Raw genomic sequence first — 14,264 nt, 5'->3', positions numbered from 1 at the left:
TCAACCCTTTTTAATGATCGCTTCGGCAATGTTCGAAGGCGCCTCTGAATAGCCAGAGAACTCCATCGCGTAGGACGCCCGGCCTTGCGTTGCAGAACGCAGGTCGGTGGCGTAACCGAACATTTCCGACAACGGAACCTCTGCACGGATGACCTTACCGGCAGGACCTTCGTCCATGCCCTGGATGACACCACGACGACGGTTCAGATCGCCAACAACATCACCCATGTAGTCTTCCGGCGTCACAACTTCAACACGCATGATCGGCTCGAGCAGTGCCGGGTTCGCCTCAAGGGCACCCTTCTTCATTGCCATGGAACCGGCGACCTTAAAGGCCATCTCGTTGGAGTCGACGTCGTGATAGGAACCGTCATACAGGGTTGCCTTGATACGCAGCAGCGGATACCCGGCCAGACAGCCGTTCTGCATCTGCTCTTCAATACCCTGTTGAACTGCCGGGATGTATTCCTTGGGAACAACACCACCAACAATCTCATTCACGAAGATAAAGTTTTCGCCATCTTCATCATCCAGCGGCAGCGGCTCAAGCTTCAGCTTGACGTGACCGTACTGACCACGACCACCGGACTGACGTACGAATTTGCCTTCGACGTCTACCGGCTTGCGGATGCACTCACGGTAGGCAACCTGCGGCTTACCGATGTTGGCCTCTACCTTGAACTCGCGACGCATACGGTCAACGATGATGTCCAGGTGAAGCTCACCCATACCGGAGATGATGGTCTGACCGGACTCCTCGTCGGTACGGACACGGAAAGACGGATCTTCCTGAGCCAGTTTACCGAGAGCAACGCCCATCTTTTCCTGGTCGGCCTTGGACTTCGGCTCAACCGCAACGGAAATTACCGGCTCCGGGAATTCCATGCGCTCGAGAATGATCTTGTGATTCTCGTCGCACAGGGTGTCACCAGTGGTCACACTCTTCAGACCGATAGCTGCGGCAATGTCGCCCGCCAGAACTTCTTTGATTTCCTGACGATCCTTCGAGTGCATCTGAACCATACGGCCGACGCGCTCTTTCTTGCCCTTCACCGAGTTGTAGACGGCATTACCGGACTCAAGCTTACCGGAGTAAACCCGGAAGAAGGTCAGAGTACCTACGAACGGGTCGGTAGCAATCTTGAACGCCAGAGCGGCGAACGGTGCATCGTCGTCAACCGGACGGGTTTCCTCGGTGCCTTCGTCGTCAACTTCACCACGAATGGCCTTGACTTCGTCCGGCGCAGGCAGGAACTCGATAACAGAGTCCAGAACCGCCTGAACACCCTTGTTCTTGAACGCAGAACCACAGGTAGCAACAACGATTTCGTTGGCCAGGGTGCGCATGCGCAGACCCTTCTTGATATCGTCGATGGACAGCTCACCTTCTTCGAGGTACTTCTCCATCAGCTCTTCGTTGGCTTCTGCGGCCGCTTCAACCATCTGCTCGCGGTACATGGCGACTTCGTCTGCCATTTCCGCGGGAACATCTTTCTGCTCGTAGGTCGCACCGGAGTCAGCTTCGTTCCAGTAGATGGCCTTGTTACGGATCAGGTCCACGATACCGGCAAAGTTGTCCTCAGCACCGATCGGCAGCTGAATGGGAACACAGTTTGCGCCCAGACGCTTCTTGATCTGCTCAACAACGCGCAGGAAGTTGGCACCGGCACGGTCCATCTTGTTGACGAACACCATGCGGGGAACTTCGTATTTGTTGGCCTGGCGCCATACGGTCTCGGACTGGGGCTCAACACCGGAGGAACCACAGAACACAACAACCGCACCATCAAGCACACGCAGGGAGCGCTCTACTTCGATAGTGAAGTCAACGTGCCCCGGGGTGTCGATGATGTTGATCCGGTGCTCAGGGTACTGCTTGTCCATACCCTGCCAGAATGTCGTAGTCGCAGCAGAGGTGATGGTAATACCACGCTCCTGCTCCTGCTCCATCCAGTCCATGGTAGCTGCACCATCATGGACCTCACCGATCTTGTGGGAAATACCTGTATAGAACAGGACCCGCTCGGTGGTTGTGGTTTTGCCCGCATCAACGTGCGCACAAATACCAATGTTTCTGTAACGCTTGATAGGAGTCTTGCGTGCCACTGTATAAACCTCGGCTGATTAGAAACGGAAGTGAGAGAACGCCTTGTTGGCTTCTGCCATGCGGTGAACATCTTCACGCTTCTTAACAGCGGAGCCTTTGCTGTCAGCGGCGTCCAGGATTTCACCAGCCAGACGCTGAGCCATGGACTTCTCACCGCGCTTCCGTGAATATTCGACGAGCCAGCGCATGGCCAGCGCGTTCTGACGGGAAGGCCGTACTTCGACAGGCACCTGGTAAGTAGCACCACCCACACGACGGGACTTAACCTCAACCATCGGCTGGATGTTCTCCAGGGCCTTCTCGAACATGTCGATCGGCTCTTCCTTGGATTTCTCGGCAACAATATCCAGAGCGCCGTAAACAATGCGCTCTGCGGTAGACTTCTTGCCACTTTCCATCACGTGGTTGATGAACTTGGCAAGACGTGCACTGCCGAATTTCGGATCCGGGATAATTTCCCGTTTAGCTGCAACTCTTCTTCTAGGCATCGATAAGCCCTTATATATCTAAAAGGTCTTCAGGAACCCCTGAGATAGCAAATGCTACTCAGCCTTACTCTTACCGTTCTGACAAGCAACGATAAAAGACACCCGCTCGGGACATCAGGACTTGGGTCGTTTTGCACCGTACTTGGAGCGGCCCTGCTTACGGTTCTGCACACCCTGGGTGTCCAGCGTTCCGCGAACAGTGTGATAGCGCACACCGGGAAGGTCTTTTACTCGACCACCACGGATCAGCACAACACTGTGCTCCTGAAGGTTGTGACCTTCACCACCAATGTATGAGGAAACCTCGTAGCCGTTGGTCAGACGAACACGGCACACTTTACGCAGTGCTGAGTTCGGCTTCTTCGGCGTTGTGGTGTATACACGAGTGCACACACCACGGCGCTGAGGGCAGGCCTGGAGAGCAGGAACGTCGCTCTTGGCTACCTTGCGCTTACGAGGCTTACGCACCAACTGATTAATCGTTGCCATGTAAGCAAACTCCAAAAAACCATATCAATGAAACTTACCCCCTGTGCAGGGGGTAAAATTTAAGGGACGCAAGTGTAAGCCTGCGCCCCCGGACAGTCAAGATGACTGGTCTCTTTTTGACCACCTCCCGGGTAGGTAACTACCCGGAGGCAGTGCGCCGGCCCAACTCAGCTTTCGCGGTTGAGCTCGGCACTCAGAGCTTCTTCCACGTCGGCCGCAGTCACGCCCTGCTCTTCCAGATCGCGCTTGCGACGACGCTCGTTGTGGTATGCCAGACCGGTACCGGCCGGAATCAGTCGACCAACCACAACGTTTTCCTTCAGGCCGCGCAGGTAATCACGCTTACCGGTAACCGCACCTTCGGTGAGCACCCGGGTGGTTTCCTGGAACGAAGCCGCAGAAATGAACGACTCGGTGGCCAGGGAAGCCTTGGTGATACCCAGCAACAGACGCTCGAACCGTGCCGGTTCTTTGTCGGCTGCATCGGCCTTCTCGTTCTCTTCCAGCACCTGGGTGATTTCCACCTGATCACCGGAAAGCAGGGTCGTATCACCCGGATCGGTGATTTCGACCTTGCGCAGCATCTGTCGAACGATAACCTCGATGTGTTTATCGTTGATGACAACGCCCTGCAGACGGTAAACGTCCTGGATCTCGTTGGTGATGTACTTGGCCAGCTCGACCACACCCAGCAGACGCAGAATGTCGTGCGGGTTGGACGGGCCGTCAGAAATCACCTCGCCCTTCTCAACCGTTTCACCTTCGAAGACGTTGAGCTGACGGTGCTTCGGAATCAGCACTTCGTAAGCGTCGCCGTCTTTCGGCGTGATCACCAGGCGCTTCTTGCCCTTGGTTTCCTTGCCGAAGGACACCACGCCGCTGATTTCAGCAAGAATGGACGATTCCTTCGGACGACGGGCTTCGAACAGGTCGGCAACCCGCGGAAGACCACCGGTGATATCCCGGGTCTTGGAGCTTTCCTGCGGGATCCGGGCTACCACATCACCCAGCTCGACATTGGCGCCGTTGGCCATGGTGACCAAGGCGTTCGCCGGCAGGAAGAAGATCGCCGTGCCGCCGCCCGGCAGCTCAACCTCTTCGCCCTTGTCGTCCACCAGCTGGATGGCCGGACGAATGTCCTTACCAGCGGCTGGACGTTCTTTGGAGTCAATAACCTCCATAGTGGACAGACCGGTGAGCTCGTCCGCCTGGGTACGGACAGTGATGCCCTCCTCCATGTTGACGAACTTGGCTGTACCCTTGGCTTCCGCGATGATCGGGTGCGTATGCGGATCCCACTTGGCAACTACAACGCCCGCCTCTACCTGATCGCCATTCTTCACGGAGAGCACAGCGCCGTACGGCAGCTTATACCACTCGCGCTCACGACCCTGCTCGTCCGCAATGGCCAGGGCAGAAGAACGGGAAACCACCACCAGGGAGCCATCGATCTTCTCGATGGACTTCAGGTTGTGCAGGCGCACGGTACCGCCGTGCTTGACCTGGATGTTATCTACAGCGGAAGCCCGGCTCGCGGCACCACCGATGTGGAAGGTCCGCATGGTCAGCTGGGTACCCGGCTCACCGATGGACTGAGCCGCGATAACACCAACAGCTTCACCCACGTTGACCTCATGGCCACGGGCGAGGTCGCGGCCATAGCACTTGGAACAGATGCCGTGGCGGGTCTCACAGGTAATGGCAGAGCGGACCCAGATTTCGTCAACACCCGCGCGCTCCACCATCTCGACGGTTTTCTCGTCGAGCAGGGTACCGGCAGGCACAACAGCATTGTCCTTGTCGGTCGGTGTAAACACGTCACGCGCGGTCACTCGACCCAGAACCCGGTCACCCAGGGGCACAACAACGTCGCCACCCTCGATGTGCGGCGTCATCAGCAGACCTTCATCGGTGCCACAGTCAGGCTCGGTAACCACCAGATCCTGGGACACGTCGACCAGACGACGGGTCAGGTAACCGGAGTTCGCGGTCTTCAGGGCGGTATCCGCCAGACCCTTACGGGCACCGTGCGTGGAAATGAAGTACTGCAGTACGTTCAGACCTTCACGGAAGTTCGCGGTAATCGGCGTCTCAATGATGGAGCCGTCCGGCTTGGCCATCAGGCCACGCATACCAGAAAGCTGACGGATCTGGGCAGCGGAACCCCGGGCACCGGAGTCCGCCATCATGTACACGGAGTTGAACGACTCCTGCATGAGATCCTCGCCGTCCTCACCTTTCACCGGCTGGCCGTCCGGACCAATCACCTGCTCCTTGGACAAACGCTCCATCATGGCCTTGGAGACCTTGTCGTTGGCCCGGGACCAGATATCGATCACCTTGTTGTACTTCTCGCCCTGGGTCAGAAGACCGGACGCGTACTGGGTCTCGATGTCCTTCACCTCTGCAGAGGCGGCGTCTACCAGCTCGTACTTCTCCGGCGGAATCTCGAAATCGTTGAAACCGATCGAGATGCCGGAAACGGTGGCGTAGTGATAACCCATGTACATCAGCTGATCCGCGAAGATGACGGTGTCTTTCAAACCCGCATCGCGATAGCAGGTGTTGATCAGGTTGGAGATCGCCTTCTTGACCATCGGCTTGTTGATCAGCTCGTAGGACAGGCCATCCGGCACGATATCGAACAACAGCGCCCGACCAACCGTGGTATCAACAATCTTGTATTCTTCGGTGCGAGAGCCATCTTCAGCAATCGCCACTTCCTTCACACGAACCTTGACGATCGCCTGAAGGTCGACCTTGCCAGCGCCGTAGGCACGATGCGCCTCTTTGACGTCGGCAAACACCATACCCTCGCCCAGGGCGCTCTTGCGCTCACGGGTCATGTAGTACAGCCCGAGTACCACGTCCTGGGACGGCACGATGATCGGCTCGCCGTTAGCCGGCGACAGTACGTTGTTGGTGGACATCATCAACGCACGGGCTTCGAGCTGGGCTTCCAGGGTCAGCGGTACGTGCACCGCCATCTGGTCACCGTCAAAGTCGGCGTTGTAGGCAGCACACACCAGCGGGTGCAACTGGATGGCCTTACCTTCGATCAGAACCGGCTCGAACGCCTGGATACCCAGACGGTGCAGGGTCGGCGCACGGTTCAGCATGATGGGGTGCTCACGGATGACTTCGTCCAGGATATCCCAGACCACGCCTTCCTCACGCTCAACCATCTTCTTGGCGGCCTTGATGGTGGTCGCCAGGCCGCGGTGCTCGAGCTTGGAGAAGATAAACGGCTTGAACAGTTCCAGAGCCATCTTCTTGGGCAGACCACACTGGTGCAGGCGCAGGTAGGGACCTACCACGATCACCGAACGACCGGAGTAGTCCACACGTTTACCCAGCAGGTTCTGACGGAAACGACCCTGCTTACCCTTGATCATGTCGGCCAGGGACTTCAGGGGGCGCTTGTTAGTGCCGGTGATGGCACGGCCACGACGACCGTTGTCCAGCAGCGCATCAACCGCTTCCTGAAGCATCCGCTTCTCGTTGCGCACGATGATGTCCGGCGCGTTCAGCTCCAGCAGGCGCTTGAGACGGTTGTTCCGGTTGATCACCCGACGGTAAAGATCGTTCAGATCAGAAGTCGCGAAGCGGCCACCGTCCAGCGGTACCAGCGGGCGCAGATCCGGCGGCAGAACCGGCAGCACGGTCATCACCATGTCGCCCGGCTTGTTGCCGGAGTACAGGAACGCCTCAAGAATCTTCAGACGCTTGCTGAACTTCTTGATCTTGGTTTCGGAGTTGGTCTGCGGGATTTCCTCACGCAGTGCATCAACCTCTTCCTGCAGATCGATACCTTCGAGGAGCTCCTTGACCGCTTCGGCACCCATGCGGGCGTCGAACTCGTCACCGAATTCTTCCAGGGCTTCGTAATACTGCTCGTCGTTCAGCAGCTGCCCTTTCTCCAGGGTGGTCATCCCCGGATCGATCACTATAAAGGATTCGAAGTACAGGACCCGCTCGATATCACGCAGGGTCATGTCCAGCATCAGGCCAATGCGGGACGGCAGTGACTTCAGGAACCAGATGTGGGCGACCGGGCTGGCCAGCTCGATATGGCCCATGCGCTCACGACGCACGCTGGCCAGTGCAACCTCAACACCACACTTCTCGCAGATGACGCCGCGGTGCTTGAGGCGCTTGTACTTACCGCACAGGCACTCGTAGTCCTTGATCGGGCCGAAGATCTTGGCACAGAAAAGACCGTCGCGCTCCGGCTTGAAGGTACGGTAGTTAATGGTCTCAGGCTTCTTCACTTCGCCAAAGGACCAGGAACGAATCATGTCAGGCGACGCCAGGCCAATGCGGATGGCGTCGAATTCCTTGCTTTGGTTCTGGCTCTTGAGAAGATTCAGCAAATCTTTCATCAGTAAAAGCTCCGGATGGCGTTAATCTCGGGCGGGCACTTCGCGTGCCCGCTCACGCTGCCAAAAACTATTCGGCTCACTCGGATTCCAGCTCGATGTCGATACCCAGCGAGCGGATTTCCTTGACAAGAACGTTGAAGGATTCGGGCATGCCCGGCTCCATCCGATGATCGCCATCGACAATGTTCTTGTACATCTTGGTCCGACCGTTCACGTCATCAGACTTGACGGTGAGCATCTCCTGCAGCGTGTAAGCTGCGCCGTAGGCCTCAAGGGCCCACACTTCCATCTCACCGAAGCGCTGGCCACCGAACTGCGCCTTACCACCCAGCGGCTGCTGGGTAACCAGGCTGTAAGAACCGGTGGAACGAGCGTGCATCTTGTCGTCGATCAGGTGGTTCAGCTTCAGGATGTACATGTAGCCAACCGTCACCGGGCGGTCGAACGCGTCACCGGTGCGACCATCATAAAGCTTGGTCTGCCCCGTTGTGCTCATACCCGCCAGCTCAAGCATACGCTTGACCTCGGCTTCCTTGGCGCCGTCGAATACCGGCGTTGCCATGGGCACGCCGCCCCGAAGGTTGTGGCACATCTCCAGGATTTCCTTGTCGGACAGGGAATCCAGATCCACCTTGAACACTTCGTCTGAGTGATTGTAGATCTCATCCAGGAGCTTGCGTAATTCAGCTACCTTGCGCTGCTCGTCCAGCATCTGGCTGATACGCTCACCCAGACCCTTCGCTGCCGCGCCCAGGTGAGTCTCAAGCACCTGACCTACGTTCATCCGCGAGGGAACACCCAGCGGGTTCAGAACTACGTCAACCGTGTTGCCGTGCTCGTCGTAAGGCATGTCTTCGATCGGCATAACCGAGGAAATAACACCCTTGTTACCGTGACGACCGGCCATCTTGTCACCCGGCTGGATACGACGCTTGATAGCCAGGTATACCTTGACGATTTTCAGTACGCCCGGTGCGAGATCGTCGCCCTGCTGAAGCTTGCCTTTCTTGTCGTCAAAGCGCGCTTCGTGCTCCTTCTTGCGGTCTTCCAGACCCTGCTCGGATTTCTCCAGCAGTTCGTTCAAACCCTCGTCTTTCATCCGGAGCTTGAACCAGTCGGAACGCGGCAACTCGGCCAGGTAGCTCTCTTCCAGGGTAGCGCCCTTTTTCAGGCCCGGCCCACTGATCACTTCCTGCCCTTTCAGAGCACTCATCAGACGCTCGAATGTGGCACCTTCGACAATCCGGTACTCGTCCTTCAGATCCTTGCGGTACTGGTCCAACTGCTCTTTCTCGATGGACTGGGCACGCTGATCCTTCTCGATACCGTCGCGGGTAAAGACCTGCACGTCGATAACGGTGCCGCGGGTGCCGGTCGGCACGCGGGAGGAGGTGTCCTTAACATCGGACGCCTTCTCACCGAAGATGGCACGCAGCAGCTTCTCTTCCGGCGTCAGCTGGGTCTCACCCTTCGGTGTGACCTTGCCTACCAGAATGTCACCGGGGCCCACTTCAGCACCGATGTAAACAATACCGGACTCATCCAGCTTGGACAGCGCACTTTCACCAACGTTCGGAATATCCGCGGTGATTTCTTCGCTACCCAGCTTGGTATCCCGAGCCACACACGTCAGTTCCTGGATGTGGATGGTGGTCAGGCGATCTTCCTGCACCACTTTCTCGGAGATGAGGATGGAGTCCTCAAAGTTGTAACCGTTCCAGGGCATGAACGCGATGCGCATGTTCTGCCCCAGGGCCAGTTCACCCAGATCCACGGACGGACCGTCGGCCAGCACGTCGCCACGGGCAATCACGTCACCCTGACGCACGATGGAACGCTGGTTGATACAGGTGTTCTGGTTTGAACGGGTGTACTTGGTCAGGTTGTAGATATCCACACCTGCATCACCCGCTTCGGTTTCCTCGTTATTGACACGAACTACGATACGGGCCGCGTCGACACTCTCAATCACACCGCCACGACGGGCCGTGACACAGACACCGGAGTCCTGCGCCACCGTACGCTCTACACCCGTACCTACGAGAGGTACCTGGGAACGCAGGGTCGGAACCGCCTGACGCTGCATGTTGGCACCCATCAGTGCCCGGTTGGCGTCGTCGTGCTCGAGGAACGGAATCAGAGACGCAGCCACCGAAACTACCTGGCGCGGAGAGACGTCCATGAAGTTGACGCTTTCCGGCGGAGTAACGGTAAATTCGTTCTGATGGCGAACGGTAACCAGCTCGTCAGTCAGACGCTTGGTCTTCTCGTCCATGGCTGCGCTGGCCTGGGCAATGACGTAGTTGCTCTCCTCGATAGCGGAAAGGTAAACCACTTCATCGGTGACCACGCCATTTTCGACCTTCCGGTACGGGCTCTCGAGAAAACCGTAGGAGTTGGACCGCGCGTAAGTCGCCAGCGAGTTGATCAGACCGATGTTCGGACCTTCCGGCGTCTCGATCGGGCATACACGACCGTAGTGGGTCGGGTGTACGTCACGAACCTCAAAGCCTGCACGCTCACGGGTCAGACCGCCAGGGCCCAACGCAGAGATACGACGCTTGTGCGTGACCTCGGAGAGCGGGTTGTTCTGGTCCATGAACTGGGACAACTGGCTGGAGCCGAAGAATTCTTTAACCGCGGCAGCCACCGGCTTGGCGTTAATCAGATCCTGCGGCATCAGGCCTTCACTTTCAGCAAGGCTCAGACGCTCACGAACCGCGCGCTCAACGCGCACAAGCCCGACACGGAACTGGTTTTCGGCCATTTCGCCAACACAGCGAACACGACGGTTACCCAGGTTATCGATGTCGTCCACATTGCCCTGGCCGTTACGGATATCGATCAGAGTCTTCAGAACATCGATGATGTCTTCGTGAGTCAGCGTGCCTTCACCGGTGCTCTCTTCACGGCGCAGACGACGGTTGAGCTTCATCCGGCCAACCGCAGACAGATCGTACCGCTCTTCAGAGAAAAACAGGTTGTTGAACAGATTCTCAGCCGACTCCTTGGTGGGCGGCTCACCCGGGCGCATCATACGGTAGATCTCAACCAGCGCTTCCAGCGGCGTGCGGGTCGGATCGATACGCAGGGTGTCGGACATGAAGGGTCCGCAGTCCAGGTCGTTGGTGTAAAGGGTTTCGATTTCCTTCACGCCAGCGTCGAGGATCTTGGTAACCAGCTCTTCGGTCAGCTCGGAGTTACACTCAACCAGCACTTCCCCAGAAGCCTGATCGATCATGTCTTTGGCCAGTACACGGCCGTACAGGTACTCGGTTGGCACCTCGAGCTCGTTGATACCGGCTTTTTCCAACTGCTTGATGTGGCGAGCAGTAATCCGGCGGCCTTCCTCAACAATCACGTTGCCGTCATTGTCTTTGATATCGAAGGTCGCAATGTCACCACGCAGACGGCTCGGCACCAGCTCCAGCTTGCACACTTCCGCGCCCAGGCTGAACTTACTGGTTTCGAAGAACATATCGAGCATCTGCTCGGAGGTATAGCCCAGGGCACGAAGCAATATCGACGCCGGAAGCTTACGGCGACGGTCGATACGAACGAACACGGAGTCCTTCGGGTCGAACTCGAAGTCCAGCCAGGAACCACGGTAAGGAATCACCCGAGCCGAGTACAGAAGCTTGCCTGAGGAATGGGTCTTGCCCTTGTCGTGATCGAAGAACACACCTGGAGAACGGTGGAGCTGGGAAACAATAACACGCTCGGTACCATTGATAACGAAGGTACCGTTCTCGGTCATCAGGGGCATTTCGCCCATGTAGACTTCCTGCTCTTTAATGTCCTTGATCGCCTTGTTGGACGATTCCTTATCGTAAATGATAAGGCGGACCTTCACCCGCAGCGGCGCTGCATAGGTTACGCCCCTAAGCTGGCATTCCTTGACATCAAAAACCGGCTCGCCAATACGATAACTGACGTATTCGAGCGCGGCATTGCCAGAGTAACTGACAATCGGGAATACGGATTTGAATGCTGCGTGAAGACCGGTTTCCCGGCGGTCTTCAGGAGCGGCTTCCATTTGGAGGAAGTCCCGGAACGAATCCAGCTGAATAGACAGCAAATAGGGGACGTCCATCACGGAAGGCAATTTACTAAAATCTTTGCGAATCCGCTTTTTCTCAGTGTAGGAGTAAGTCATCTGCATTCCCCAGCTTTAGACCTGATACCTGGTATCAAGAAGCAACCAATGTTCTGCTTCGGGGCCGAATTGCTCGGCTTGTCGCGCCGTCTTGAACAAGACTCTGGCTGTAGGTTATAGATCTGACATCAACCTGCAATTGCTCACCAGACTCTATAGCATATACAACAGAAAAAGGCCGGTGGCCCAAAGCCACCAGCCTGTCCATGCTTATTGCACGGTTTCGATCAACAGCCGACTCTTACTTGAGCTCAACAGAAGCGCCTGCTTCCTCAAGCTTCTTCTTGGCTTCTTCAGCGTCGTCTTTGCTAGCGCCTTCCTTGATAACGGAAGGAGCGCTGTCGACCATTTCCTTAGCTTCTTTCAGACCCAGGCCGGTCAGTTCACGAACGGCCTTGATTACGTTTACTTTCTTCTCACCAGGACCGGTAAGTACAACGTCAAACTCGGTCTGCTCTTCAGCAGCGGCTTCGCCACCACCAGCAGCGGCCGGAGCAGCGGCAACGGCTGCAGCGGCGGATACACCGAATTTTTCTTCCATTGCTTCAACCAGCGCAACAACGTCCATTACGCTCATTTCAGCAATTGCGTTCAAAATGTCTTCGTTAGACAGAGCCATGACTTTCTCCCAAAAATATAAAAAATGGTGTTCAACAGAATCAAGCAGCTTCTTGCTTCTGGTCGCGAACTGCCGCTACAGCACGAGTCACTTTCGAAGGAACTTCGTTCAGTGTCCGTGCCAGCTTGGTGATCGGTGCCTGTGTTACAGCGGCCAGCATTGTCAGCGCTTCGTGACGTGTTGGCAGCTTGGCAAGACGGTCGATCTGGTCTGCACCCATCAGCTCTCCGCCGACGGCCAGGCCTTTAATCTCGAACGCTTCTTTCTCTTTGGCAAAATCCTTCAGCAGACGCGCTGCCGCGCCCGGATCTTCCATAGAGAATGCCAGAATGGTCGGACCAACCAGGGCTTCGTCGATGCACTCGAACTCGGTACCACGAATCGCGATCTTGGCGAGGTTGTTACGAACAACCTTCAGACGCACGTTTTCGGCACGAGCCTTGGCACGAAGCGCCGTCATGTCACCAGAGGTAACACCACGGTAGTCAGCCATAACCACAGACAGAGCACCACCGGCAGTCTCGTTGACTTCAGCGACGATCGCTTTCTTGTCTTCGAGTCTAATTGCCACTGGATTTCTCCTCGATTTCGCCGGGTCTTCCCGGCAAACCCACATATACCCCTCGCGGGGCTCCTAACGGTGTTTGGGTTCAGAGAGAACGTCTTCACACCGTCTGCGCAGGCGTTGCTTTAACCCTTGTGACCCTCTGCACGCAGAGGGTCTCGGGGGCCTGCGGTCTTTGACAGCCTTGGCTTCCGCCCAGACTACAAAGCAACCACCAATCAAAGGATCAAATAGCGAGACCGCTCTGATCGATAGTCAGGCCAGGACCCATAGTCGAGGAAATGGTGATCTTCTTGAGATACACACCTTTCGCCGACGAGGGCTTGGCCTTTTTCAGATCTGCCACCAGAGCCTCAAGGTTTTCCTTGATGTTCTGGGCAGAGAATTCAACGTTACCCAGCGGAGCGTGGATAATGCCGTTTTTGTCGGTACGGTAACGAACCTGACCAGCCTTGGCGTTTTTGACCGCGGTCTCAACGTCAGGGGTCACGGTGCCGACCTTCGGGTTCGGCATCAGGCCACGGGGACCAAGGATCTGGCCCAGCTGACCAACAACACGCATGGCATCCGGAGTGGCGATAACCACGTCGAAATCCATGTTGCCTTTTTTCACTTCATCCGCCAGATCGTCCATACCGACAACGTCTGCACCAGCAGCGGTTGCTTTTTCGGCATTGGCACCCTGGGTGAACACAGCAACACGAACGGTTTTGCCGGTACCGTGCGGCAGCACGGTGCTGCTACGAACAACCTGATCGGATTTACGCGCGTCAACGCCCAGGTTGACGGCCACGTCGACAGACTCTTTGAATTTCACGTTCTGGCCCAGTTCGACCAGCAGTGCAACTGCCTCGTCAACCGAGTAAGAGCGAGTAGAGTCTACCTTTTCACGAATAAGCTTCTGACGCTTGCTCAGCTTTGCCATGTTACAGGCCCTCCACGTTCAGGCCCATGCTGCGGGCGGTTCCTGCAATGGTACGCACCGCTGCGTCCATATCGGCAGCAGTCAGATCCGGCTCTTTGGTCTTGGCGATCTCTTCAAGCTGCTCGCGGGTCACGGTACCGACTTTCTCGGTGTTCGGACGACCAGAGCCGCTCTTGATACCAGCAGCCTTCAAAAGAAGAACCGGTGCAGGCGGGGTCTTGGTAATAAAGGTAAAGCTACGATCACTGTAGACGGTGATCACAGTTGGAATCGGCAGACCAGGCTCCATGTCCTGGGTCTGGGCGTTGAACGCCTTACAGAATTCCATGATGTTTACGCCGCGCTGACCCAGTGCAGGACCAACGGGGGGACTCGGGTTGGCCTTACCGGCAGCAACCTGAAGCTTGATGTACGCTTCAATTTTCTTTGCCATGATAGATCTCCTATGGGTTCAAACGCCTTTCGGCTCCCCGGTTATTACAACTGCCAAGAGCAGACACAAAAAGCCCGCGTCGCTTGAGCGCGCGAGCTTT

At 56.6% G+C, this 14,264-nt stretch carries 9 protein-coding genes; all 9 read right to left on the bottom strand.

From position 1 onward, the window contains the following. Complete coding sequence (gene fusA / locus SIC15_RS03370; protein WP_153634814.1) at positions 1-2,106, bottom strand: elongation factor G; 2,106 nt, start codon at positions 2,104-2,106, stop codon at positions 1-3. An 18-nt stretch (positions 2,107-2,124) separates the two neighbouring features. After that, on the bottom strand, positions 2,125-2,595 hold the full coding sequence (rpsG, locus tag SIC15_RS03365) for a 30S ribosomal protein S7 (protein WP_008174847.1): 471 nt from the start codon (positions 2,593-2,595) through the stop codon (positions 2,125-2,127). Between the two features lie 114 nt (positions 2,596-2,709). Next, positions 2,710-3,084, bottom strand: a complete 375-nt coding sequence (gene rpsL, locus SIC15_RS03360) for a 30S ribosomal protein S12 (protein WP_008174844.1) — start codon at positions 3,082-3,084, stop codon at positions 2,710-2,712. A 167-nt stretch (positions 3,085-3,251) separates the two neighbouring features. Further along, positions 3,252-7,466 (bottom strand): DNA-directed RNA polymerase subunit beta', encoded by a 4,215-nt coding sequence (rpoC, locus tag SIC15_RS03355; RefSeq protein WP_069184022.1) that lies wholly within the window; start codon positions 7,464-7,466, stop codon positions 3,252-3,254. A gap of 76 nt (positions 7,467-7,542) precedes the next feature. Beyond that, positions 7,543-11,622: a DNA-directed RNA polymerase subunit beta gene (gene rpoB / locus SIC15_RS03350; protein WP_069184023.1), complete on the bottom strand. Its 4,080-nt coding sequence runs from the start codon at positions 11,620-11,622 to the stop codon at positions 7,543-7,545. A 241-nt stretch (positions 11,623-11,863) separates the two neighbouring features. Then, positions 11,864-12,241 (bottom strand): 50S ribosomal protein L7/L12, encoded by a 378-nt coding sequence (rplL, locus tag SIC15_RS03345; protein ID WP_069184021.1) that lies wholly within the window; start codon positions 12,239-12,241, stop codon positions 11,864-11,866. Between the two features lie 40 nt (positions 12,242-12,281). Next, positions 12,282-12,812: a 50S ribosomal protein L10 gene (gene rplJ / locus SIC15_RS03340; protein WP_064228578.1), complete on the bottom strand. Its 531-nt coding sequence runs from the start codon at positions 12,810-12,812 to the stop codon at positions 12,282-12,284. A 220-nt stretch (positions 12,813-13,032) separates the two neighbouring features. Beyond that, a complete protein-coding gene (gene rplA / locus SIC15_RS03335; protein ID WP_008174833.1) occupies positions 13,033-13,731 on the bottom strand; it encodes a 50S ribosomal protein L1 in 699 nt (232 codons plus the stop codon). Between the two features lies 1 nt (position 13,732). Continuing rightward, entirely contained in the window at positions 13,733-14,164 is a 432-nt protein-coding gene (rplK, locus tag SIC15_RS03330) for a 50S ribosomal protein L11 (RefSeq protein WP_008174831.1), read from the bottom strand. Positions 14,165-14,264 lie beyond the last annotated feature (100 nt).

It is taken from the genome of Marinobacter sp. MIT932201, assembly GCF_047123295.1.
GTDB classification, from domain to species: domain Bacteria; phylum Pseudomonadota; class Gammaproteobacteria; order Pseudomonadales; family Oleiphilaceae; genus Marinobacter; species Marinobacter salsuginis.
Note: the sequence above shows the minus strand (reverse complement) of the source record. Positions and strands in the feature narration are given on the sequence as shown.

Excerpts from the sequence above, each read along its gene's own strand:
- rpsG (WP_008174847.1), bottom strand. The coding sequence starts at position 2,595 with ATGCCTAGAAGAAGAGTTGCAGCTAAACGGGAAATTATCCCGGATCCG.
- rpsL (WP_008174844.1), bottom strand. The coding sequence starts at position 3,084 with ATGGCAACGATTAATCAGTTGGTGCGTAAGCCTCGTAAGCGCAAGGTA.
- rpoC (WP_069184022.1), bottom strand. The coding sequence starts at position 7,466 with ATGAAAGATTTGCTGAATCTTCTCAAGAGCCAGAACCAAAGCAAGGAA.
- rpoB (WP_069184023.1), bottom strand. The coding sequence starts at position 11,622 with ATGACTTACTCCTACACTGAGAAAAAGCGGATTCGCAAAGATTTTAGT.
- rplL (WP_069184021.1), bottom strand. The coding sequence starts at position 12,241 with ATGGCTCTGTCTAACGAAGACATTTTGAACGCAATTGCTGAAATGAGC.
- rplA (WP_008174833.1), bottom strand. The coding sequence starts at position 13,731 with ATGGCAAAGCTGAGCAAGCGTCAGAAGCTTATTCGTGAAAAGGTAGAC.
- rplK (WP_008174831.1), bottom strand. The coding sequence starts at position 14,164 with ATGGCAAAGAAAATTGAAGCGTACATCAAGCTTCAGGTTGCTGCCGGT.